At 61.3% G+C, this 22,493-nt stretch carries 25 protein-coding genes; all 25 read right to left on the bottom strand.

Features of this window, described 5'->3' with window-relative positions:
• Positions 1-174: 174 nt before the first annotated feature.
• Positions 175-381 carry a cold-shock protein gene (locus FBY10_RS15130; protein WP_131698563.1) on the bottom strand — a complete coding sequence of 69 codons (207 nt, stop codon included), beginning with the start codon at positions 379-381 and terminating at the stop codon, positions 175-177.
• A 117-nt stretch (positions 382-498) separates the two neighbouring features.
• Positions 499-1,635, bottom strand: coding sequence for a flagellar biosynthesis protein FlhB (gene flhB, locus FBY10_RS15135; protein ID WP_145336970.1), 1,137 nt, complete (start codon positions 1,633-1,635; stop codon positions 499-501).
• 3 nt (positions 1,636-1,638) lie between these two features.
• A complete protein-coding gene (fliR, locus tag FBY10_RS15140; protein WP_027603864.1) occupies positions 1,639-2,424 on the bottom strand; it encodes a flagellar biosynthetic protein FliR in 786 nt (261 codons plus the stop codon).
• Between the two features lie 4 nt (positions 2,425-2,428).
• Complete coding sequence (gene fliQ / locus FBY10_RS15145) at positions 2,429-2,698, bottom strand: flagellar biosynthesis protein FliQ (RefSeq protein WP_027603863.1); 270 nt, start codon at positions 2,696-2,698, stop codon at positions 2,429-2,431.
• A gap of 18 nt (positions 2,699-2,716) precedes the next feature.
• Complete coding sequence (fliP, locus tag FBY10_RS15150) at positions 2,717-3,460, bottom strand: flagellar type III secretion system pore protein FliP (protein WP_053133261.1); 744 nt, start codon at positions 3,458-3,460, stop codon at positions 2,717-2,719.
• Positions 3,460-3,894 (bottom strand): flagellar biosynthetic protein FliO, encoded by a 435-nt coding sequence (gene fliO, locus FBY10_RS15155; RefSeq protein ID WP_131698565.1) that lies wholly within the window; start codon positions 3,892-3,894, stop codon positions 3,460-3,462. The genes fliP and fliO overlap by 1 nt, the downstream gene beginning before the upstream one ends.
• 1 nt (position 3,895) lies before the next feature.
• Positions 3,896-4,363: a flagellar motor switch protein FliN gene (gene fliN, locus FBY10_RS15160; RefSeq protein ID WP_027603860.1), complete on the bottom strand. Its 468-nt coding sequence runs from the start codon at positions 4,361-4,363 to the stop codon at positions 3,896-3,898.
• A gap of 56 nt (positions 4,364-4,419) precedes the next feature.
• The gene (gene fliM / locus FBY10_RS15165) at positions 4,420-5,388 is read right to left on the bottom strand and encodes a flagellar motor switch protein FliM (RefSeq protein ID WP_131698566.1); all 969 of its coding nucleotides are present in this window, start codon (positions 5,386-5,388) and stop codon (positions 4,420-4,422) included.
• A gap of 9 nt (positions 5,389-5,397) precedes the next feature.
• Positions 5,398-5,904 carry a flagellar basal body-associated protein FliL gene (fliL, locus tag FBY10_RS15170; protein ID WP_131698567.1) on the bottom strand — a complete coding sequence of 169 codons (507 nt, stop codon included), beginning with the start codon at positions 5,902-5,904 and terminating at the stop codon, positions 5,398-5,400.
• A gap of 160 nt (positions 5,905-6,064) precedes the next feature.
• The gene (locus FBY10_RS15175; protein ID WP_131698568.1) at positions 6,065-7,402 is read right to left on the bottom strand and encodes a flagellar hook-length control protein FliK; all 1,338 of its coding nucleotides are present in this window, start codon (positions 7,400-7,402) and stop codon (positions 6,065-6,067) included.
• Between the two features lie 86 nt (positions 7,403-7,488).
• Positions 7,489-7,833 (bottom strand): Hpt domain-containing protein, encoded by a 345-nt coding sequence (locus tag FBY10_RS15180; protein ID WP_131698569.1) that lies wholly within the window; start codon positions 7,831-7,833, stop codon positions 7,489-7,491.
• A 30-nt stretch (positions 7,834-7,863) separates the two neighbouring features.
• Positions 7,864-9,582, bottom strand: a complete 1,719-nt coding sequence (locus FBY10_RS15185) for a fused response regulator/phosphatase (protein WP_145336971.1) — start codon at positions 9,580-9,582, stop codon at positions 7,864-7,866.
• Positions 9,579-9,884 carry an STAS domain-containing protein gene (locus FBY10_RS15190; RefSeq protein WP_131698571.1) on the bottom strand — a complete coding sequence of 102 codons (306 nt, stop codon included), beginning with the start codon at positions 9,882-9,884 and terminating at the stop codon, positions 9,579-9,581. Before FBY10_RS15190 ends, FBY10_RS15185 begins: the two co-directional genes overlap by 4 nt.
• Positions 9,885-9,978: 94 nt before the next feature.
• Complete coding sequence (gene fliJ, locus FBY10_RS15195; RefSeq protein ID WP_027603853.1) at positions 9,979-10,428, bottom strand: flagellar export protein FliJ; 450 nt, start codon at positions 10,426-10,428, stop codon at positions 9,979-9,981.
• Positions 10,429-10,431: 3 nt separating this feature from the next.
• Entirely contained in the window at positions 10,432-11,790 is a 1,359-nt protein-coding gene (gene fliI / locus FBY10_RS15200; protein ID WP_131698572.1) for a flagellar protein export ATPase FliI, read from the bottom strand.
• Entirely contained in the window at positions 11,780-12,544 is a 765-nt protein-coding gene (gene fliH, locus FBY10_RS15205; RefSeq protein WP_131698573.1) for a flagellar assembly protein FliH, read from the bottom strand. The genes fliI and fliH overlap by 11 nt, the downstream gene beginning before the upstream one ends.
• A gap of 10 nt (positions 12,545-12,554) precedes the next feature.
• Positions 12,555-13,574, bottom strand: coding sequence for a flagellar motor switch protein FliG (gene fliG / locus FBY10_RS15210; protein WP_048720872.1), 1,020 nt, complete (start codon positions 13,572-13,574; stop codon positions 12,555-12,557).
• Positions 13,567-15,345, bottom strand: coding sequence for a flagellar basal-body MS-ring/collar protein FliF (gene fliF, locus FBY10_RS15215; protein ID WP_053133228.1), 1,779 nt, complete (start codon positions 15,343-15,345; stop codon positions 13,567-13,569). Before fliF ends, fliG begins: the two co-directional genes overlap by 8 nt.
• 16 nt (positions 15,346-15,361) lie before the next feature.
• Positions 15,362-15,691, bottom strand: coding sequence for a flagellar hook-basal body complex protein FliE (gene fliE, locus FBY10_RS15220; protein WP_010208741.1), 330 nt, complete (start codon positions 15,689-15,691; stop codon positions 15,362-15,364).
• Positions 15,692-15,819: 128 nt separating this feature from the next.
• On the bottom strand, positions 15,820-17,196 hold the full coding sequence (locus FBY10_RS15225) for a sigma-54 dependent transcriptional regulator (RefSeq protein ID WP_131698575.1): 1,377 nt from the start codon (positions 17,194-17,196) through the stop codon (positions 15,820-15,822).
• A gap of 4 nt (positions 17,197-17,200) precedes the next feature.
• Positions 17,201-18,412: a PAS domain-containing sensor histidine kinase gene (locus FBY10_RS15230; protein ID WP_131698735.1), complete on the bottom strand. Its 1,212-nt coding sequence runs from the start codon at positions 18,410-18,412 to the stop codon at positions 17,201-17,203.
• Positions 18,413-18,522: 110 nt separating this feature from the next.
• Entirely contained in the window at positions 18,523-19,998 is a 1,476-nt protein-coding gene (locus FBY10_RS15235) for a sigma-54 dependent transcriptional regulator (RefSeq protein ID WP_131698576.1), read from the bottom strand.
• A 171-nt stretch (positions 19,999-20,169) separates the two neighbouring features.
• Complete coding sequence (fliT, locus tag FBY10_RS15240; protein WP_027603846.1) at positions 20,170-20,466, bottom strand: flagellar protein FliT; 297 nt, start codon at positions 20,464-20,466, stop codon at positions 20,170-20,172.
• Between the two features lie 25 nt (positions 20,467-20,491).
• On the bottom strand, positions 20,492-20,896 hold the full coding sequence (fliS, locus tag FBY10_RS15245) for a flagellar export chaperone FliS (RefSeq protein ID WP_131698577.1): 405 nt from the start codon (positions 20,894-20,896) through the stop codon (positions 20,492-20,494).
• Between the two features lie 139 nt (positions 20,897-21,035).
• A complete protein-coding gene (gene fliD / locus FBY10_RS15250; protein ID WP_145336972.1) occupies positions 21,036-22,427 on the bottom strand; it encodes a flagellar filament capping protein FliD in 1,392 nt (463 codons plus the stop codon).
• Between the last annotated feature and the right edge of the window lie 66 nt (positions 22,428-22,493).

Consider the following 22,493-nt stretch of genomic DNA (forward strand, 5'->3'; position numbering starts at 1 on the left):
CGTCCTGGAGGCGGTATTGCAAGAAGCCTTCCAACTTTGCTTTTGAGGAGGTGGATCGCTACAGGCGCCCGAGTTCTATCGGATGTAAACAATCCAATTGTGGGAGGAGGCTTGCCCCCTCCCACAGTTGGATCGGTGTACATTCATTGCCGACAGCGAAACTAACGTCCACGGCTAGTTCACAGCCTTAACTTCAGTTGCCTGCAGTCCCTTGGGACCATTGGCAAGCACGTATTCGACCTTTTGGTTTTCATCCAGGCTTTTGAAACCGCTGGAAACGATCCCCGAGTAATGCACAAATACATCTTCAGAGCCGTCGTCCGGCTTGATGAAACCAAACCCCTTATCTACGTTGAACCACTTTACGATGCCGGTTGCCATTAACCTTCTCCACCCTGCTTGTTTTTAAGACCTGAGCCTTATCAAACGCGCTGGAAATAAGATTGACTACTGTCAAAGTTGACAGGTAGACGGCCGTTAGTGACGAGTGGTAAGAGATCAGGAATCGCGACGTAATTCCGGCGGAATCGGCAGGTCCTTGAGCGGATCCGGGCGCTTGCCTTTGCCCGCGCGGTATTGGCGGATCTGATAGACATATGCCAACACCTGGGCCACGGCCAGGTACAACCCTGCGGGGATTTCCTGGTCGAGGTCGGTGGAGTAGAAGATTGATCGCGCCAGTTCCGGTGATTCCAACAGCAGGATGTCGTGGGCCACGGCAATTTCGCGGATTTTCAACGCGGTAAAGTCGCTGCCCTTGGCCAGCAGCATCGGTGCGCCGCCCTTCTCCGGGTCGTACTTGAGAGCCACGGCGTAGTGGGTCGGGTTGGTGATGACCACATCGGCGTCGGGCACCGAAGCCATCATCTTGCGCTGGGACATTTCCCGCTGCAGTTGGCGGATGCGTTGCTTGACCTCGGGGCGACCTTCCTGGTCCTTGTGCTCGTCGCGTACTTCCTGTTTGGTCATCAGCAGTTTCTTGTGGCTTTCCCACAACTGGATCGGCGCGTCCACCGCCGCGATGATGATCAGCCCGGCGGCCATCCACAGCGCACTCCAGCCCACCACCTGCACGCTGTGGATAATCGCCGACTCCAGGGGTTCATGGGCGATGCGCTGCAGTTCGTCGATGTCGGCCGACAACACCATCAGTGCCACGAACAGAATCAGGATGAACTTGGCCAGGGCCTTGAGCAGCTCCACCAGTGCCTTGGCGGAAAACATGCGCTTGAGACCGGCCGCAGGGTTCATGCGGCTGAACTTGGGCGCCATGCTGCCGGCGGCGAACAACCAGCCACCGAGGGCGACCGGGCCGATCAGCGCAGCCAGCAGCAAGGTGATCAAGATGGGCTGCACCGCCAATATCGCGATCTTGCCCGAGTGCAGCAGGTATTGGCCCATGGAGCCGGGGTTAAGCAGCACATCGCGCGGCAAGGTGAAGTTGTGCTTCATCAGCTCCATCAGGTCCAGCGCCAGGCCGCCGCCGTAGATCAGCAAGGCACCGGCCCCTGCCATCATGGTCGCAACGGTGTTGAGCTCCTTGGAACGGGCAATCTCGCCCTTTTCCCTGGAGTCCTTTTTACGTTTCTCCGTGGGGTCTTCTGTTTTGTCCTGACCACTCTCGCTCTCGGCCATGGCTCAGCGCGCCCGTGCCAGATCACGTAAGAACTGCAAGGCGTCGGTCGCCAGCGGTTGATACTGATTGAGAATGTCGGCCAGGCCGACCCAGAAAATTCCCATGCCCAGCACCAGGGTCAGGGGGAAACCAATGGAGAAGATGTTCAGCTGTGGCGCTGCACGCGTCATGACGCCAAACGCGATGTTGACCACCAGCAAGGCCGTGATCGCCGGCAGCACCAGCAACAGCGAGGCACCAAGCACCCAACTGAGGCGCCCCACCAACTCCCAGAAGTGATTGACCACCAGTCCCGACCCCACCGGCAAGGTGGTGAAGCTTTCGGTCAGCACCTCGAACACCACCAAGTGGCCGTTCATGGCCAGGAACAACAAGGTCACCAGCATGGTCAGGAATTGCCCGATCACTGCCGCCGACACGCCATTGGTGGGGTCGACCATGGACGCGAAGCCCATGCCCATCTGGATCGAGATGATTTGCCCGGCGATCACGAACGCCTGGAAAAACAGTTGCAGCGAAAAGCCCAGCAGCGAGCCGATCAGGATCTGCTCGGCAATCAGCATCAGGGCGCTGAGGTCGAGCGCGTTGACCGGGGGCATCGGCGGCAGGCCGGGCACGAGCACCACGGTAATCGCCACCGCGAAATACAGGCGGATGCGGCGCGGCACCAGGGTGGTACCGAACACCGGCATGCTCATCAGTACCGCCGTCACTCGGAACAACGGGAGGATGAACGAGGCCACCCAAGTGCTGATCTGGGTGTCGGTCAATGCCAGCAGCGATTGCATGCGGTCAGCCGATCAACTGCGGAATACTGCCGTACAGCTGCAGGATGTATTCCATGAAGGTTTGCACCAGCCACGGGCCAGCGACAATCAGTGTGATCAGCATCACCAGCAGGCGCGGCAGGAAGCTCAAGGTCTGTTCGTTGATCTGGGTCGCGGCCTGGAACATCGCCACCAGCAAGCCCACCAACAGGCTCGGCACCACCAGCACGGCAACCATCACGGTGGTCAGCCATAGCGCTTCACGGAACAGGTCAACGGCGACTTCTGGGGTCATGCTGCTTCACCTAACAAATCACACCCCTCCGAAACTGCCGGCCAAAGTGCCGATAATCAACGCCCAACCGTCCACCAGCACAAACAGCATGATCTTGAACGGCAACGAAATAATCAGCGGCGACAGCATCATCATACCCATGGCCATCAGCACGCTCGCCACCACCAGGTCGATGATCAGGAACGGGATAAAGATCATGAAGCCGATCTGGAACGCCGTCTTCAGTTCAGAGGTGACGAACGCCGGCACCAGGATGGTCAGCGGCGCCTGGTCCGGGGTCGCGATGTCGGTGCGCTTGGACAGGCGCATGAACAGCTCAAGGTCGCTGGAGCGAGTCTGCGAGAGCATGAAGTCCTTGATCGGGCCTTGCGCCCTGTCGATCGCGACCTGGGCCGTGATGGTCTCGGCCAGGTACGGTTGCAGGGCTTGCTGGTTCACCTTGTCGAACACCGGCGCCATGATGAACATCGTCAAGAACAACGCCATGCCGGTGAGGATCTGGTTCGACGGCGTCTGCTGCAGGCCCAGGGCCTGACGCAGGATCGAGAACACGATGATGATCCGCGTGAAGCTGGTCATCAGCATGACAAACGCCGGGATAAAGCTCAGCGCTGTCATGATCAGCAGGATCTGCAGGCTGACCGAATACTCCTGGGCCCCCGCCGCGTTGGTACCCAGCGTAATCGCCGGGATCGACAACGGGTCGGCGGCAAACGCCAACGGCGCAGCCAGCAACAGCATGAGCGTCAATAAAACGCGCATTACTTCTTATCCTTCTGATCCTTGCCCAGCAACTCCATCAGGCGCTGGGCGAATTCTGGCGTGGCGGGCTGGGATTGGGTGGTTTGCACCGGAGTCTTGAGCACGTGCAGCGGCGTGATTCGGCCGGGGGTAATGCCCAGCAGTATCTGCTCCTCGCCCACTTGCACCAGCACCAACCGGTCACGCGGGCCGAGGGCGCGCGAGCCGATCATTTCGATGACCTGGGCATTGCCCGGACCGATGCTCTGCACGCGACGCATCAACCAGGCCAACACGAAGATCAAGCCGACCACCAGCAACAGGCCCAGCACCAGCTGCGTCAGTTGCCCGCCGACACTGCCGCCGACGGGCGCAGCGGCAGCTTGGGCCACCGGCTCCGCCGCCCACGCCGCCAATGGCAGCGCGGCTAACAGTCCCACCATCAGCCGTTTCATATCAGCGCAACTTCTTGATGCGTTCGCTTGGGCTGATCACGTCGGTCAGGCGGATGCCGAACTTTTCGTTGACCACCACCACTTCACCATGGGCGATCAGGGTGCCGTTGACCAGCACGTCCAGCGGCTCACCGGCCAGGCGATCCAGCTCGATCACCGAGCCCTGGTTGAGTTGCAGCAGGTTGCGGATGTTGATGTCGGTGCTGCCCACTTCCATGGAGATCGACACCGGGATGTCGAGGATCACGTCCAGGTTCGGCCCATCGAGGGTCACCGGGTCGTTGTTCTTCGGCACGCTGCCGAATTCTTCCATGGGCAGGCGATTACCCGCTGGTGCTGTGGCGGCATCCGCGGCCAGCAGTGCGTCGATATCGTCCTGGCCAACATCGCCGGTTTCTTCCAGGGCCGCAGCCCATTCGTCAGCCAGGGCCTGGTCTTCGGCGGAAGTGTTTTCGTGTTCGGTAGCCATTACATGTCCTCGGCGGAGCAAACATTCATAAATAGGGATACATCAACAGCGGTGGCTCAGCGACGGGTGATCGACTCCACCACCTGCAGCGCAAGGTTGCCCTTATGGGAACCGAGCTTGACCTTGAACGACGGCACGCCGTTGGCGCGCATGATCATTTCGTCCGGCAATTCGACGGGGATGATGTCCCCCGGCTGCATATGCAAAATATCCCGCAGACGCAATTGGCGACGGGCGACGGTGGCGCTCAGGGGCACGTCGACGTCCAGCAGGTCTTCGCGCAGGGCCTTGACCCAGCGTTCGTCCTGGTCGTCCAGGTCGGACTGGAAGCCGGCGTCGAGCATTTCGCGCACCGGCTCGATCATCGAGTACGGCATGGTCACGTGCAGGTCGCCGCCACCGCCATCGAGTTCGATGTGGAAGGTGGACACCACAATGGCTTCGCTGGGGCCGACGATGTTGGCCATGGCCGGGTTCACTTCCGAGTTGATGTACTCGAAACTGACTTCCATGATCGCCTGCCAGGCTTCCTTCAAGTCAATGAAGGCCTGTTCCAGCACCATGCGCACAACGCGCAACTCGGTGGGGGTGAATTCACGGCCTTCGATCTTGGCGTGGCGGCCGTCACCGCCGAAGAAGTTGTCCACCAGCTTGAACACCAGCTTGGCGTCGAGGATGAACAGCGCGGTACCGCGCAGCGGCTTGATCTTGACCAGGTTGAGGCTGGTAGGCACGTACAGCGAATGCACGTACTCGCCGAACTTCATCACCTGCACGCCGCCCACCGCCACGTCCGCCGAGCGGCGCAGCATGTTGAACATGCTGATCCGGGTGTAACGGGCGAAGCGCTCATTGATCATCTCCAGGGTCGGCATGCGTCCACGGACGATGCGATCCTGGCTGGTCAGGTCATAACTTTTGACGCTGCCGGGCTCGGCAGCTATTTCAGTCTGTACCAGACCGTCGTCGACGCCATGCAACAGCGCGTCGATTTCATCCTGGGACAGCAGGTCCTGCACGGCCATGTGGTGATCCTACTGCAATACGAAATTAGTGAAGAGCGCCTGCTCGATCACGACTTTGCCGAGCTCCTTCTGGGCCACTTCCTGCACGCTGGCAGTGACCTTCTGGCGCAGCATTTCCTGGCCCACCGGGGTGGCCAGGGCGTCGAAACTCTGCCCGGAGAACAGCATCACCAGGTTGTTGCGGATCACTGGCATGTGCTCCTTGAGCGCCTCCAGGTCCGCCGCATTCCGCGCCAGCAAGGTGATGCTCACTTGCAGGTAGCGTTGGCGACCGTTCTGGTTGAAGTTGGCGACAAAGGCCGGAAGCATCGGCTCGAAGATTGCCGGTTGCTTGACGTTACTGGCAGTTTCGGCGGCAGGTGCCGGTTTGCTTGCACTGCTGTGCATGATGTACCAGGTGCCGCCCACCGAGGCGCCGATGGCCAGGAGCAGGCCCACGACAATCATCAGGATAAGCTTGAGTTTGCCTTTGCCTGCGGGTGCGGGTGCTTTTGCTGCGTCGTCGCTCTTCGCCATGCCAATAATCCGTCACTATTCGGGGATTCATAGATCTACGGGAAGGCAAGAGCAAGTGTTATGCCAGAGTTGTCTGGTAAGCGGAGACGAAGGAACACCACAAAACAATGTGGGAGGCGGCAAGCCCCCTCCCACATTTTGGATTTGTACTCGGCTCAAGTCAGGCGTAGTAATCGACGGCGCTGGAGCCGATCACCGTCGAAGTCACGGGCGCCACTGCTTCGGCCACATCAATGTGGTTGCCGCTGTCGCCGCTGTCGCCACCCCGCCCGCCACGACTAACGCCAGCAGTCTGGGCCTGCTGTTGCTGCTGCTCCTGGCCACGGGACTGGTCGGAGACATTCACGTCCACCTGCCCCATGCCCTGCTGGGCGAACATCTCCCGCAAGCGGCCGGACTGGCTTTCCAGCGCCTCGCGCACCACCGGGTGGGCGCTCATGAAGTTGACCTGGGCCTGCTGGTCGGCGGTCATGTTGACCTTGATATCCAGGCGCCCGAGTTCGGCCGGTTGCAACTGAATCTCCGCCGACTTGAGGTTGGCGCTGGAGAGGTACATCACGCGGTTGACGATCTCGTCGGTCCAGCCGCTCTGGTGCATGGCCAGCGGTGCATTCGTCACCGGCGGCAAGGCATTCGCGGTTTTCGGCGTGGCCGCCTGGGTCAACGCGGCCAGGCGGTTGGCGAAGTCATCGACGCGGGTGTCGCTGCTGGCCTCCTTCAAGTCCTTGAGGCCACCTTCGATCAAGCCGCTGAAGGCCTTGTCGCCGCCCTGGTCCGTACTGTCCTTGGTGGCTTGCTGGTCGACCATGGTGGCCAGGCCGGCAGCAAAGTTCTGGGCGGCGGTTGGCTGGTCCTGGGTGGTCGGCGGGACGGTTTTGGCCGGTGCCTGGCTGCTGGCCGACACATGCCCGCCCTGCTCCATTGCCAGGCGTACGACCGGCATGGCGTCCAGGGGATCGGCCTCAGGATCGAAGGCCGACGCGGCTTCCTCGGTCGCTGCGATTGGCGCTGCAACCACGGGTGCGGCCTTATCATCCTTGGCAGCGGCAACGGGTGCCGGGGTTTCCACCGGCACTGGCACCACCACCGGGGTGACCGTGGCAATCAGTGCCGGGTCGACCTCCGGGTCCACCGGAGGCTGCTGCGCCAGGGCCGGATCCACAGGTGCATCGTCATCCTGGCTGGCAGTGTCGTCGGACGATGCCGCAGGCTTGGCAGGCAAGGTATTGCCGCTATCGGCAACCACTGGCGTGCTGGCGGCAGGTTTGTCGTTGCCCGCCGCAGGCTTGGCGCTGGCATCGGCAGGCTTGTCCCGCGTGGGCTTGGCCGAGTTGTCATCAGCCTTGACCGTGGGTTTGGAACCTTGGCTGGCGAACACTTGAGCGAAGCCAGGGCCCTTGTCCCGTGGGTCCGCAGCCACTGCCGGTGGATTGACGGCAGGCGCTTGAGGCTTGGCCGCAGGGGCAGCCTGAAGAAGCGAATTCGGGGCGACTGGCATAGGTAAAGGTCTCCACTGCATGGGGATCGGGGATGCAGTATCAGGAGATACAGCAAGAGTCGGGCCAGGTTTTAAAACTGATGGAATCAAATCTGGAACCGCTGCCGCTCCGACTCATACATCGGCTTCACCAATGCAAACTCATGATCAATCTGGTCCACCAGCGCCCCCAGGTCCGCCGCAGCCTCAACGGACTCCGCCTCCAACCGCTGGCACAAATGCGCCAACCGCACTGCGCCGAGGTTGCCACTGCTGCCTTTGAAGCTATGGGCAATACGCCCCAGTGCCTTGGCGTCGTCCCGCGCCTTGCGCAACGCTTCGACGCGTTTTTGGGAGTCATCGAGGAAGGTATCGAGTAACTTGGGGTACTCGCCTTCCATGACCTCCTGCAAACCCGACAACACGTTCGGGTCCATATGAATCTCAGCCACTTGCTCGCTCCCTGATCAAGAATCAGCGGATTATGCCAGAGCCCCCCAGCAAAACTCTACGCAGACACTGCGCCCGCCGTCGGACCAGCGCACCTCGCTGCTCAGTTGGCGCACCAGGCTCAAGCCTCGGCCAGACAGACAGTCGATGTCCAGCGGCCGGGCCAGCACCTGCTCCACGTCGAACCCTTGCCCACTGTCTTCAAGGCACAGGGTCATCTTGCCGCCCGCCTCGGTGGGTACCACCTGCACATGCACCCGCACATAACCACTGTTTAACTGCGCCAGGCGGTCATTGCGCTGGCGATAATACTCGGTAAAGCCCTGGGCATCGCGCTTGAGCCGCGAGTCCAGGCCCAGCACACCATGCTCCAGCGCATTGGAATACAACTCGGCCATTACGCTGTAGAGCGCCCCGCTCTGCTCGCGCAGCCCCTGGATCTCCAGCAGCAGTTGCAGCAGGTAGGGCAAGGGGTTGTAACGCTTGAGGGTTTCGGCACGAAATTCGAAACTCACCGACCAATCCAGCGGGCACGACTGGCCGCTGTCGGCATACAACGGCCCGGTGGCCCGCAGCGGCTGCCCGGGACTCAGTGTGATCTCCACCATGCTCACGTCATCCCGAGTCACACCGCGAAAGGCCACCAGGGCCTGCTCGATGTCGTCGAACAGCCGGTCGGGCTCACGGTTGGCGGCAAAGACCTGCTGCAAGCGCTCAACGCCAAACAGCTGGTCATTGGCGTCGGCGGTATCCAGCACACCATCGGACAACAGGAACACCCGGTCACCCAGGGCCATCGGCCAGACTTCGGTGCGATCATCAAAGGCTTGCACCGACAGCACCCCCAACGGCAAATGCCGCGACTGCAGCGGCGTGCGCTTGCCGCTGGCGACTTCATGCACATAGCCTTCGGGCATGCCGCCGTTCCACACCTCCACCACCCGCCGCTGCGTGCTCAGGCACAACAAGGTGGCGCAGCAGAACATGTCCACCGGCAGGATGCGCTTGAGCTTGGCATTCATCTCCTGCAGGACCTGCGCCAGGCCGTAGCCCTTGGCGGTCATGCCGTAGAACACTTCCGCCAGGGGCATGGCGCCCACCGCCGCCGGCAGGCCATGGCCGGTGAAATCGCCGAGCAACACGTGCATGTCACCCGACGGCGTGTACGCCGCCAGCAGCAGGTCACCGTTGAACAGCGCATAGGGCGATTGCAGGTAGCGGATATTCGGCGCCGCGTTGATGCAGCCCGAGTGGGCGACTTTATCGAACACCGCCTTGGCCGCCCGCTGCTCACGCAGCAGGTAGTCATGGTGCCTGGCGATCTGGTCGCGCTGCTGCAGCATCGTGGCTTGCAGCCGACGCAGGCGGTCCATGGCGTTGATCTTGGCCGCCAGGATCAGTTGGTTGTAGGGTTTGGGCAGGAAATCATCGCCGCCGGCATCCAGGCACTCGGCCAGGGCGGCACTTTCGCGCAGGGACGTGAGGAAGATGATCGGCACCAGCTCTTCCCCCGCCAACTGCTTGATCCACCGCGCGGCGGCCAAGCCATCCATCACGGGCATGATCGCGTCCATCAACACTAGTTGCGGACGCTCGCGCGCGAACAGTTCAACGGCCTCCTCGCCATTGGTCGCCGTGAGCACCTGATGCCCCTGGCGCCGCACAATGGTCGACAGCAACAGCAGGTCGGCGGCGCTGTCTTCGGCGATCAGGATCGTCAGCGGCTCAACAGCGGGGGGCTGGGCGCTCAATTGATGTCGAACAATTTGTCGAAGTTGGAGATGGCGAGGATTTTGCGCACATCGGAGTTGGTGTTGATCACCTGGACCTCCGCCTCATCGCCGCCGGCATGGTCCCTCAACAGCAGGAGCATGCCCAGGGCCGAACTGTCCATATAAGTGGTTTCTTTCAGGTCGACCACATACAACTCAGGCACCTTGTAGAAACGCTCGTAAGCGTCACGAAATGTCTGGTGGCTGCTGAAATCGAACCGCCCCTTGATTACGATCGTCAACTTCTTCCCGTCCAGGGATACTTCTGACTCGATTGACATGCGACTGCTTCCTTGTCATAGACATAGACACAAGGTGTAGCAGGCGAATGGGATACCAGCAACACAGCAGATCAAATGGGGGGGCGGGCAACCGTCAGTATTGTGATTGGCGCGGGAGGCGCTGGGACAGTTCGTCGAGCAATTTCTGCTCGCGCTTGTCTTCCAGCGCTCGCGCTTCGTCGATGTAGCGCTGCACCAATTTACGCAGGCCTTCGACGCGAGCGAAGGCTTGCTGCCAGCTCTCGCGGGCCTTGTCGAGGTTGTTCTGGTGCCAAGCAAGGCTTTGGCGCTGCTGGCCGACGGCAGTTTCCAGCTGATTGAGAAAGCCCTGGTAACCCATCAACCATTGGCCCGACACCCCCTGGGTGCCGCGCTCGATCCATTGCTGCTGGTACTCTCCGCGAAAGCGCTCCAGGTCGCCCAGCTTGCTTTCCGCCAAGCGCACTTGGCCCTGGAAGTAACCCAGGCGCTGGACGGCGGTTTTTTCGGCCTTTTCGGCCATGTCCACCACCGGGGCCAGGCGCGCTGCGCGGCTGTTGGCCATGGCTTAACCGCCTGGCGCAGGGGCAAAGATGGACTGCAAATGCGCTTCGCTTTCACCCATGCTGATCTTGTCGTTGAGGCCCTGGCGCAAATAGGTCACCAACTTCGGTTGCAGCGCGATCGCCAGGTCCGTGTCGCGGTCACCACCGGCCACGTAGGCGCCAACGCTGATCAAATCGCGGCTCTGTTGATAACGCGACCACAGCTGCTTGAACTGCTGCGCGCGGGCCATATGCTCCGGCGTGACCACCGCCGGCATGACCCGGCTGATGGACGCTTCAATGTCGATGGCCGGGTAGTGCCCCTCCTCCGCCAGACGCCGTGACAGCACGATGTGGCCGTCGAGCACACCCCGCGCCGAGTCGGCGATGGGATCCTGCTGGTCATCGCCTTCGGACAATACGGTGTAGAACGCGGTGATCGAGCCACCGCCAGCCTCGGCATTCCCGGCGCGCTCCACCAGCTTGGGCAGCTTGGCGAACACTGACGGCGGGTAGCCCTTGGTGGCTGGCGGCTCGCCGATGGCCAGGGCGATTTCCCGCTGGGCCTGGGCGAACCGGGTGAGCGAGTCCATCAGCAACAGGACGTTCTTGCCCTTGTCGCGAAAATATTCGGCGATGCGCGTGCAGTACATGGCCGCGCGCAAACGCATCAGCGGTGCATCATCCGCTGGCGACGCAACGACGACCGAACGCTTGAGGCCTTCTTCGCCGAGGCTGTGTTCGATGAACTCCTTCACCTCGCGGCCCCGCTCGCCGATCAGGCCTACCACGATAATGTCGGCCTCGGTAAAGCGCGTCATCATGCCCAGCAGCACCGACTTACCCACCCCCGTACCCGCGAACAGGCCCAGACGCTGGCCACGGCCGACCGTCAATAAACCGTTAATGCTGCGAATGCCCACGTCCAGCGGCACGCTGATGGGGTTGCGGTTGAGCGGGTTGATCGTGGGGCCGTCCATCGGCACCCAGTCTTCGGCTTTCATGCCGCCCTTGCCGTCCAGCGCGCGACCGGCGCCGTCCAGCACCCGGCCGAGCATGCTCATGCCCATGGGCAGGCGACCGGTGTCGGCCAACGGGACCACGCGGGCGCCGGGGGCGATACCGGCCAGGCTGCCGACGGGCATGAGGAAAATCTTGTTGCCGGAAAAGCCCATCACTTCGGCTTCGACCTGCACCGGGTGGTAGCTGTCGTCGTTGATCACCATGCAGCGGCTGCCCATGGCGGCGCGCAGGCCTTCGGCTTCGAGGGTCAGGCCGACCATGCGCAACAGGCGCCCTTCGAGGATCGGCTGGCCGGGCAATTCGGTGGCCTCGGCATAGCCGCCCAGGCGCTTGGCGAAGCTGGTGCGATCAAGGCGCATCGGGGGCGTCCAGGTCTACGCTCAGGTCCGGCTCGGCGGGGTTCAGCGCCTGCTCGTGTTGTTGATCAAGCAGCTTGGCCATGATCTGGCTGATGCGGGTTTCCACCGTGGCATCGATGCGGCTGTGCTCGGTCTCGACCCGGCAACCGCCGGGCTGCAGCGCCGCATCTTCGACGATGCGCCAGGTTTCTTCGTGGCGCTCGCGCATCGCTTTGACCTGCTCGAAGTCCTGCGGGTTGATGTACAGCCGCACATTGCCGACGCCCAGGGGCAGCAGCTTTAGGGCTTCGCGCATCACGCTTTCGATCTGGCTGGAATCCAGCACCAGTTCGCGCTGGATCACCTGGCGGGCGATGTGCTGCACCAGACCGACCATGGATTTTTCGATCTGCGAATCCTGCTCGGCGATAGGGGCGAACAGGTTGCCCATCAGCCGCTCCAGGCTCGACAGCTTGACGCTCAGCGCCGCCTCGGCCTCCTGGCGAACCTTGAGGGTGGTGCTGCGAAAACCGTCTTTCTCGCCCGCGGCGAAACCTTCGTTGTAGGCCTCCTGACGAATGCTTTCCAACTCTTCCAGGGTCAGTGGCTGGACTTCCTCCAGCGGCACTTCTTCCATTTCCACTGGAGGTTCTTCCACCGGTTCCGGCTCAGGCTCGGGCACATGCGGATCGAAGCTGGGCAACGACCAGATGTCGAACCCACCGACGTCCCGTGCGCGAATCAGATCGCTGGGCGCCTCATCTTTGTTCGACATGGGTAGCGCCTTAGATCATTTCTTCGCCGCCCTTCCCGCCGAGAACGATTTCTCCGGCTTCGGCCATACGGCGGGCAATGGTGAGGATTTCTTTCTGCGCGGTTTCCACGTCGCTGACGCGTACCGGGCCTTTGGCTTCCAGGTCGTCGCGCAACAGCTCGGAGGCACGTTTGGACATGTTCTTGAAGATCTTCTCCTTGACGCCTTCGTCCGAGCCCTTGAGGGCCAGCACCAGCACGTCGGAGGACACCTCGCGCAGCAGCGCCTGGATGCCACGGTCGTCGACATCGGAGAGGTTGTTGAACACGAACATGAGGTCTTCGATCTGGCCGGACAGGGTGTCGTCGATCTCGCGGATCGAGTCCATCAACTGGCCTTCGACCGAGCTGTCGAGGAAGTTCATGATGTCGGCCGCGCGCTTGATGCCACCCAGGGTGGTCCGCGAGGCGTTCGAGTTACCCGAGAACTGTTTCTCGAGAATCGTGTTGAGTTCTTTCAGGGCCGCGGGCTGCACGGTGTTCAGCGACGACACGCGCAGGATGATGTCCAGGCGCACTTTATGGTCGAAGTGGCCGAGTACTTCACCGGCCTGGTCCGGGTCGAGGTAGGCCACCACGATCGCCTGGATCTGCGGGTGCTCGTAGCGGATCACATCGGCGACCGCGCGCGGCTCCATCCACTTGAGGCTGTCCAGGCCGCTGGTGTTGCCGCCCAGCAGGATGCGGTCGATCAGGCCGTTGGCTTTGTCTTCGCCCAGGGCCGAGGTGAGCATCTTGCGGATGTAGCTGTCGGAGCCGACGCCCAGGCTGGTCTGGTCGCCGACGATCTCGACGAACTCGCTCATCACCTGCTCGACCTGCTCACGGTGCACATTGCGCATCTGCGCCATGGCCACGCCCACACGCTGGACCTCTTTGGGTCCCATGTGACGCAACACTTGGGCAGCGTCGGTTTCACCGAGGGACAGCAGCAGGACTGCGGCTTTATCGACCTTGGTGAGTTTGGCAACAGCGGCTCGACTATCACTCATCTGCGTTAATCCACTCTTTCACGACCTGGGCCACACGGCCCGGGTCTTCTGCTACCAGACTTTTGATTGCGTTCAACTGAGCGTCGTAACCTTCGCTCGGGCTTGGCAACAGGATGCTTTGCGGGCCACCAAGGCTGACGCGGTCGTTGGCCAGTTCGCCATCCAGGCCGCCCATGCCACCCAACTCGACATCGCTGCCGCCGAAGGCCGCCAGTTGTTTCTTGCCGTTGCCGGTGATGTTGTTGAGCACCGGGCGCAGCACACCGAACACCAGCACCAGGATGAACAACACACCCAGCACTTGCTTGACGATGTCCCAGAACCACGGCTGGGTGTAGAACGCCGCTTCGGCGATCACTTCACCACGCTCGGCGGAGAACGGCATGTTGATCACGCTGACGCTGTCACCACGACTGGCGTCAAAACCAACGGCGTCCTGCACCAGGCGCGTGAAACGCGCCAATTCGTCGGCGCTCCACGGCGCGCGCGTTACGGCACCGTCAGCGGCGTTGACCTTGACCTGGTCATCGACCACCACCGACACCGACAGGCGATTGACGCGACCCTGCTGCTGCTTGGTGTGGCTGATGGAACGGTCAAGCTCGAAGTTCTTGGTGGACTGGTTACGCTTGTCCGCCGGATAAGGCGCGAGCATCGGCTGGCCGGTGGCCGGGTCCATGATCTGCTGGCCGTTGGCGTCCAGCAACGGTTGGCCAGGCTGGATCGCGCCAGCAGTAGCAGCGGCACCACCGGTGGTTTGCGGCGCCGAGGCCGGAGCTGGCGGCTGGTTGCTCAGGGCACCCGGCACACCTTGCGGGCCATTGCTGGCGGTACGTTGTTCGCTGGTCGATTGCTCACTGCGCAGGGCCGGCTGGTCCGGGTTGAACTGCTCGGAGGTCGACTCGACGGCGCTGAAGTCAACGTCGGCAGACACTTCAGCCTTGTAGCGGTCATTGCCCAGCACCGGTTGCAGGATGTTGTGCACACGCTGGGTGAGCATGCTTTCCATGCGGCGGCTGTAGTCGAACTGCTTGCCGGCCTGGGTCAGCGCGGAGTTTTCGGCCATGTCGGACAGCAGGTTGCCCTTCTGGTCGACCACAGTGATTTGCGACTTGCTCAGTTCGGGAACGCTGGTGGCCACCAGGTTGATGATCGCCAGGACCTGGCCAGGCTCCAGGGAGCGGCCGGAAAACAGTTCGACCAGTACCGAAGCACTTGGCTTGCGCTCGTCGCGCACAAACACCGAGCTTTTCGGGATCGCCAAGTGCACGCGGGCACCCTTGACGTTGTTGAGGCTGGAAATGGTGCGCGCCAGCTCGCCTTCAAGGCCACGGCGGTAGCGGGTGGCTTCCATGAACTGGCTGGTCCCCAGGCCCTGGTCCTTGTCGAGGATCTCGAAACCGATATTGCTGTCGGACGGAGTCACGCCAGCGGCAGCCAGCTTCATGCGCGCACGGGCCACATCGTCGGCCTTGACCAGCAAGGCGCCGGAGTTGGGCTCCACGGTGTAGGCGATGTCGGCGGCGGCGAGGGTTTCCATGATCTGCTTGGAATCCATGCCCGCCAGGCTGCCGTACAACGGCCGGTAATCGGGTTGCTGCGACCACAGCACTACGGCAAAACCAATCGCCACGCTGGCAGCCAGGCCGACCATCAGGCCCACCTGACGCAGCATGGTCATTTCCGAGAGGTTTTCCAGGAACGACAGGCCAAACAGCGGCGGCTTGCCGTCTGCCTTGGCGGGTACGTTGTCGGAGACTGCTTCTGCCATGACTTAGATCTCGCCCTTAAACCGGCATCTGCATGATGTCTTGATAGGCCTGGACCAGCTTGTTACGCACTTGGGTCAGGGCCTGGAAGGAGACGCTGGCCTTTTGCGAGGCGACCATCACATCGGTGAGGTCCACACCGCTTTTGCCGATCTCGAACGCATTGGCCAACTGACTGGAGGCTTGCTGGGTGTCACTGACTTTGTTGATGGCCTGGCCGAGCATGTCGGCGAAGCTGCTTTGGCCCAGTTCCGGCGCTGGCGCGACGGATTTCGGTTGAGCCATGGCATCCATTTGCATGGCGCGCATATCCAACATCAACCGATTGAACTCAATACCCTGGCTCATGACCTTCTCTCTCCAACCCGCAAATTTTTGACACTACGCAGCGATTACTAGGGGAAGTAGCAACAAGGGTGCCAGCTCTGTATCAACTCGTAAGAAAAGGCGACAAACCTTGTCAACCTTGTTACCGGTTATGTGGCGAACAAATACGCTTCCACGTCCATCCCGGCGTCGCGCATCTGCGCCAGCTTGTAGCGCAGGGTGCGCGGGCTGATACCCAGGCGCTCGGCGGCCTCTTTGCGGCGACCGCGCTCGGCGCGCAGGGTGTCGATGATCATCTGGAATTCGCGGCGACGCAGGTCGTCACCCAGCCCTCCGGCAGGCTCAGCCTCTGCAACCACCGGCGCGGGCGCCAACGTGGGCAATGGCGCCGCGCCACTGCCCATGGCCAGGCAGAAATCCTGGGGCTGGATCAGGCCGCCCTGCTGCAGAATCAGCGCGCGTTGGATGGCGTTGTCCAACTCCCGCACGTTGCCGGGCCATGGATAGCTGATCAGGCAGGCCTGAGCTTCGGCGGACAGCCGCGCCTGGGCGTGCTTCATTTTTTTGACGTGGTTGTTCAGCAGGCGCTCGGCCAGCGGAATGATGTCTGCCGGGCGCTCACGCAGCGGGCGCCAGGCCAGGGGGAACACCGAGAGGCGGTAGAACAGGTCTTCGCGGAAGCGTCCCGCCGCCACTTCGCCGGCAAGGTCACGGTTGGTGGTGGCGACCACGCGGATATCCAGCTGGATCGGCTTGCGCGCGCCGACTCGCTCCACTTCGCGCTCCTGCAGCACTCGCAACAGCTTGGCTTGCAGGCCCAGGGGCATTTCCGAAATTTCATCCAGCAGGATGGTGCCGCCATCGGCCTGTTCGAACTTGCCCGCCTGGGCCGCGATGGCGCCGGTGAACGAGCCCTTTTCGTGGCCGAACAGCGTGGCTTCGAGCATGTTGTCGGGGATCGCCGCGCAATTGATGGCGATAAACGGTTGCTTGGCACGGGTCGACTGCTGGTGGATATAACGCGCCAGCACCTCTTTACCAGTGCCGGACTCACCGGAGATCAGCACGGTGGAATCACTACGCGCCACGCGGGCGGCCAATTCGAGCAATTGGGCACTGGCGGGTTCGAAGGCAATCGGGCCTTCGCCTTCGCTGGAGGCAATCACGCCCAGGGCATGGCGCGCGACCAGCTCGATCAGCGCTTTAGGCTCAAAGGGTTTGACCAGGTAATCTGCCGCGCCCTGACGCATCGCGTCCACGGCACGCTCAACGGCACCGTGGGCGGTCATCAGCAGCACCGGCAGTTGCGGCTGGCGCGCACGCAATAGGCCGAGCAACTGGTGGCCGTCCATGCCGGGCATGTTCACGTCGCTGACCACCAGGCTGAAGGTTTCCTGCTCCACTGCTTCCAAGGCGTCCTCGGCCGAACCGACCGCCCGGTAGTCATGGCCCGCCAACAACAGCGTGTCAGCCAATGCTTCACGCAGGGCACGATCGTCTTCCACCAACAGAACCTTGATAGCCATATCCTTACTCCGCGCTTGCCGCGCAAGAAAACAGCGGCAAGGTCATCAATGCACAGGTGCCACGCCCAACGCGGGAATGCAGCTGCAATTCTCCCTGATGGGCACGCGCCACGGCCTTGACCACGGTCAGGCCCAGGCCGGTGCCGTTGGTCTTGGTGGTAAAAAACGGTTCACCCAGGCGCTTGAGCACCACCGGATCGATACCGCTGCCGCTGTCGCTGATGCACAGGCGCAGGGTTTGTTCGCGGTTGTACAGGTGCACCTTGAGCCGCGCGCCGGGGCCGCTGGCCTGGGTGGCGTTTTCGATCAGGTTGAGCAGCGAGCCCACCAGGGTGTCGCGGTTGCACAGCAGCTCGCCGAGGTGGCTGTCGCACTGCCAGCGCACTTGCACGTCTTGGATATGGGCAGCAGCCGCAGCTTGCAGGGCCTGCATCAGCTGGGCCGGCGTCACGCGGTCGGTCAGCGGCAATTCGCCGCGGGCAAACACCAGCATGTCGCGTACCTGGTGCTCCAATTCATGCAGGCGCTCCTTCAGGCGTCCGGCGAAGCGCTGGTGGGTGGCGGCGGGCAATTGCTCATCAGTCAAATGACTGGCGTAGATCAACGCGGCCGACAACGGCGTGCGGATCTGATGCGCCAACGAAGCGACCATCCTGCCCAGGGACGATAAACGCTCATGGCGCGCCAGCTGGTCCTGCAGGTGACGGGTTTCAGTCAGGTCGTTAAGCAGCACCAACTGGCCCGGCTCCGCATCCAGGGAACGGGTGGCGATGGACAGGCGGCGCCCGTCCTTCAGGGAGATTTCGTGGCCATCGTCCTCACGCGGCGCAAAGCAGCGGGTGATGACATGGCGCCACAGCTCGCCTTCCAGCGGCAGCCCAAGCATGTCGCAGGCCGCCGGATTGGCTTCACGCACGCGGCCGTCTTCATCGATGACGATCACGCCACCGGGTAACAGCGACAGCAGGTTTTGCAGGCGGTTGGCCAGGCGCTCTTTCTCAGCCAGCTCTTCCATGCGCTGGGCGCTGACCACCGCCAGTTCGCCTTTCAGCTCGGAGACCCGGGCTTCCAGCAGGCTGTAGGAGTCGGTCAGCTGGCTCGACATCTGGCTGAACTGCGAGAACGCCTGCTCAAGACCCTGACGGGTCGGCGGCTCGACAGGCGGAACCAGCCCCTGTATGGCAGGGGCCGAAGATAGTTGGGCGGCGTGGGGCATCATGCTCTCTCGCTTGGCTGACCGTCAGTTAAACGGAACGTTGCGAGAGCTGTAGCAATAGTTGTGCCGAAAAAAAACCGCTGAAATATCAGCGGTTTGGAAAACAGGCGTCAATCATCTGCCTGTTCATCACCGTCTTTGCGGCTCATTCCGTACTTGCGCATCTTCTCCACCAGGGTGGTTCGACGGATGCGCAGGCGCTCGGCGGCACGGGCGACGATGCCGTTGGCGTCGTCCAGGGCCTGCTGGATCAGCCCCTGCTCCAGGTTGCCGAGGTAGTCCTTCAAGTCCAGGCCTTCAGGCGGCAACATGGCGGTGGAGCCGAAGTCCGGGGTGTGGCCGTTGATGGCGACCCGTTCTTCCATGTCGCTGCGCAGACTGTCGACCAGTTGCTCGTCTTCGTCGTCGACGTAGCGGAATTTCTTCGGCAGCTCGACCACGCCGATCACACCGTAGGGATGCATGATCGCCATGCGTTCCACCAGGTTGGCCAGCTCACGGACGTTGCCCGGCCAGCCGTGGCGGCACAGGGACATGATTGCGGCCGAGTTGAAGCGGATCGAACCGCGCTTTTCGTGTTCCATGCGCGAGATCAGTTCGTTCATCAGCAGCGGGATGTCCTCCACGCGCTCACGCAACGGGGCCATCTCGATAGGGAATACATTGAGGCGGTAGTACAGGTCTTCGCGGAAGCTGCCGACCTCGATCATGCTTTCGAGGTTCTTGTGGGTTGCGGCGATGATGCGCACGTCGACGCTCTGGGTCTTGTTGCTGCCCACGCGCTCGAAGGTGCGCTCCTGCAATACGCGCAGCAGCTTGACCTGCATCGGCAGCGGCATGTCGCCGATTTCGTCGAGGAACAGGGTGCCGCCGTTGGCCAGCTCGAAACGCCCGGCACGGCTGGTGATCGCCCCAGTAAAGGCGCCCTTCTCGTGGCCGAACAGTTCGCTTTCGAGCAGCTCTGCCGGGATCGCCCCGCAGTTGACCGGCACAAAAGGCCCGTCGCGGCGCTTGGAGTGGTAGTGCAGGTTGCGCGCGACCACTTCCTTGCCGGTGCCCGACTCGCCGAGGATCAGCACGCTGGCGTCGGTATCGGCCACCTGCTGCATCATCTGGCGCACGTGCTGGATGGCACGGCTGGTGCCGACCAGGCTGCGGAACAGGTTGGGCTCGCGGTGGCGACCGCGCTCGCGGGCCTGGTCGTACATCTCGCGATAGACCTGGGCACGGTGCAGGGAATCAAGCAATTTGCTGTAGCTGGGGGGCATTTCCAGGCTGGAAAGCACGCGGCGGCGCTGGTCTTCCGGCAGCTCGACAGAAGAAATATCACCGATTAGCAACACCGGAAGGAACTCATCCCAGGTAGACAGTGTCTTTAACAAGCCCAAAACACCACCTGGAGCGTTTACCGTCCCGATCAGCACACAAATGACTTCACGGCTCGACGACAACGAGCTGGACACCTGCTGCCAATCATGGCTGCCGCAGGGCAGATTTTCTTCGCCAAGAAAATTCAAAATCACCGCCAAGTCGCGGCGGCGGACGCTATCGTCATCGATCAGCAGAATTTTGGTTTCACGCCACATGCAATAGCAACTTCCCTAGTAAAACTTCCTGCCCCGAGATTGTGGGCAATCGAGGCGCCTGTAAGACTTCTTACCTTACTAGACGTCTGAAATCTGAAAACAGCACTAGTTAAGTCAAAAAAGCTGGTACGGTCAAATTTATGACGCACCGGTAGGATTAACTGCGACTGTTCAACCGAACAGATGGTAAACCTTTGACGCATTTTTCGCTTGGTTGATCTGCGACATCTCTTCAAAAATCGCCTGGCGCTCGCCTGTCGTCACCTCAAGCAACTGCTGGTAAACCGCCAGCAGGCTCTCAAGCTTTTCACGCAACGCATCCTCATCCACCGGTGCTTCGCTGAGCACCTCGTCGATCACGTTGCGACAGCCCATGTCCAGCTCGCCAATGGCGTCCCAGTTACGGTCTGCCAGCGCGCCGATCAGCGCTTCACGGGTTTCATCAATGCGTTGCAGTGCTTGGCTCATGACGTGTTCCTCAAGGCCGATGGCCTTATTCTGCTGCTGCCTGTGGCGCCGCGATAGCGTCCCAGCCTTCTTTTACGGTGATCAGCAAACGCGCCACTTCGTCGATCATGTCGGCGTCGTTATGCAGGTTCGCTTCCATCAGTCGGTTGGTCATATATGCATACAAACTTTCCAACTGCTGGACGTAAGCCGGGTTATCACTCTTTGCTGCATCCAGGCCGTCACGCAGGCCGATCACGATATCGATGGCCTTGCCCAGCATCAGGCCCTTCTGCGCGATGTCACCACGAGCCAGTGCACCTTTGGCCTGGGCCATGCGGTCCAGCCCGCCTTCCATCAGCATCTGCACCAGACGATGCGGGCTGGCTTCGGAGATCTGGGCATGGGAATTGACCTTCTGGTATTGGCGAAGGGCTCTCATGGGATTCATGTTTCTACCTCGTGACAGGCGACAGCGAAAAGGATTCTAGTAACCAATATGTCGACTGACCCGCAAAAAGCTTTAGGGCCAGTCGTGCTCCGATAAAAAAAGGCCAGGCAGTTTGCCTGGCCTTTATCGCAGGCTGCGATCAATTATTGGTCTTGGGATTGTTCAACGCATTGAGCGTAGTCATGACACTGGTGCTTTGCTGGCGCAATTGCGCGACCAGGGTATCCATGGCGTTGTATTTGGCGGAGAGGCTGTTGGTGAGCAGGGTCATGCGCTCGTCGAGCGAGGACTGTTGCTTGGTCAGGTCCTTGAGACTCTCGGACAGAGAAGCAGAACGTGTTGCCAGAACACCTGTACTTGCCTTGGCAAAGTCATCCGTGGCACTTTTCATCCGCGCCAGCATGCCGTCTTTACCGCTGAACATACTGTTGATGTCGGCGCCGTTGGTTTTAACCGCCGCGTCCCACTTTTTGTCATCAATCGCCAGCAGACCAGTGGTCGAACTGGTGGTCACGCCGAACTGAGCCAGGGACTTGAAGGCCCCGTTGCCCGACAGCGTGTTGAACTCATTGCGGATCGTGCTCTGCAACGAACGCATGGTCGAGTCACCCGTCAACGCTGCCGCAGTGGTGCTGCCGTCCAGGTTCGTGGTGACCTTGGTTTCGGCGTTCATCGCTGTGATCAGGGCGTTGTAGGTGTCAATGAACCCCTTGACCCCGGACTTGAGCGCGGTGTTGTTGGTGCTGACGGTGATGAGCGTGGCGTTCTTTTCAACCTCACTGCCCGTTTTGTAAGTCGACGCTGCTACCAGCTTGATATCCACGCCACTAAGAGCACCAGTGATGGTGTTGGACTTGGACACAGACGCAACCCCATCAATGCTGTATTGCGCATCCTTGGGATAATCAACGACCGTGGCGTCCACATCCAGCCCCGAGGTGCCAGACAGCGTGAGGTCCGAGCCCGTCCCCATATTGGTAGAGGTCAGGATCAATCGAGAACCGTTGGAATCGGTCTGGATGTTGGCACTCAGCCCCGACGTGCCAAACTGCGTATTGATCGAGTCACGTACCTGCTGCAGGGTCGCGCCGGCTGGAACGCTGAGGCCGTAAGCCTTGCCGGACTGACTGATGGTCAACGTGGTCGGCTTATCCGTCGCGTTGACAACCGTCGAAGTGCCACCGCTGAAGTTCTTGCTCGACAGCTTGGACGCCTGGGCCAACTGGTCGACGATCAACCGGAAGCTGCCGTTCGAGGCCGTATTGCTGGCCGTCATGGTCGCGGTCTTTTCATCCGACGACGAACCGCTCAAACCGGTGAAGCTACTGTCCTTGGACATGGTGTCCAGGGCGTTACGAAACGCATCCAGCGCTGCCTGAACCTTGCCGATCGAAGACAGCGTGGTGGTCGCTTTCGCGGACGCGGTATTGATCTGCGTTTGCTTGGGCACCTTTTCGGCGTTAACCAAGGATGTCACGATCGCTTGCGTATCGATGTTCGAACCGATACCACTTACCGTTGAACCCGCCATCATCTATCTCCTGTTCGGTGGCTGCCGCTATCTTGACTTATTTACGCCTCAAGATCTGACAGCAAC

Origin of the sequence: Pseudomonas sp. SJZ103, assembly GCF_007828335.1 — a bacterium.
GTDB lineage: Bacteria > Pseudomonadota > Gammaproteobacteria > Pseudomonadales > Pseudomonadaceae > Aquipseudomonas.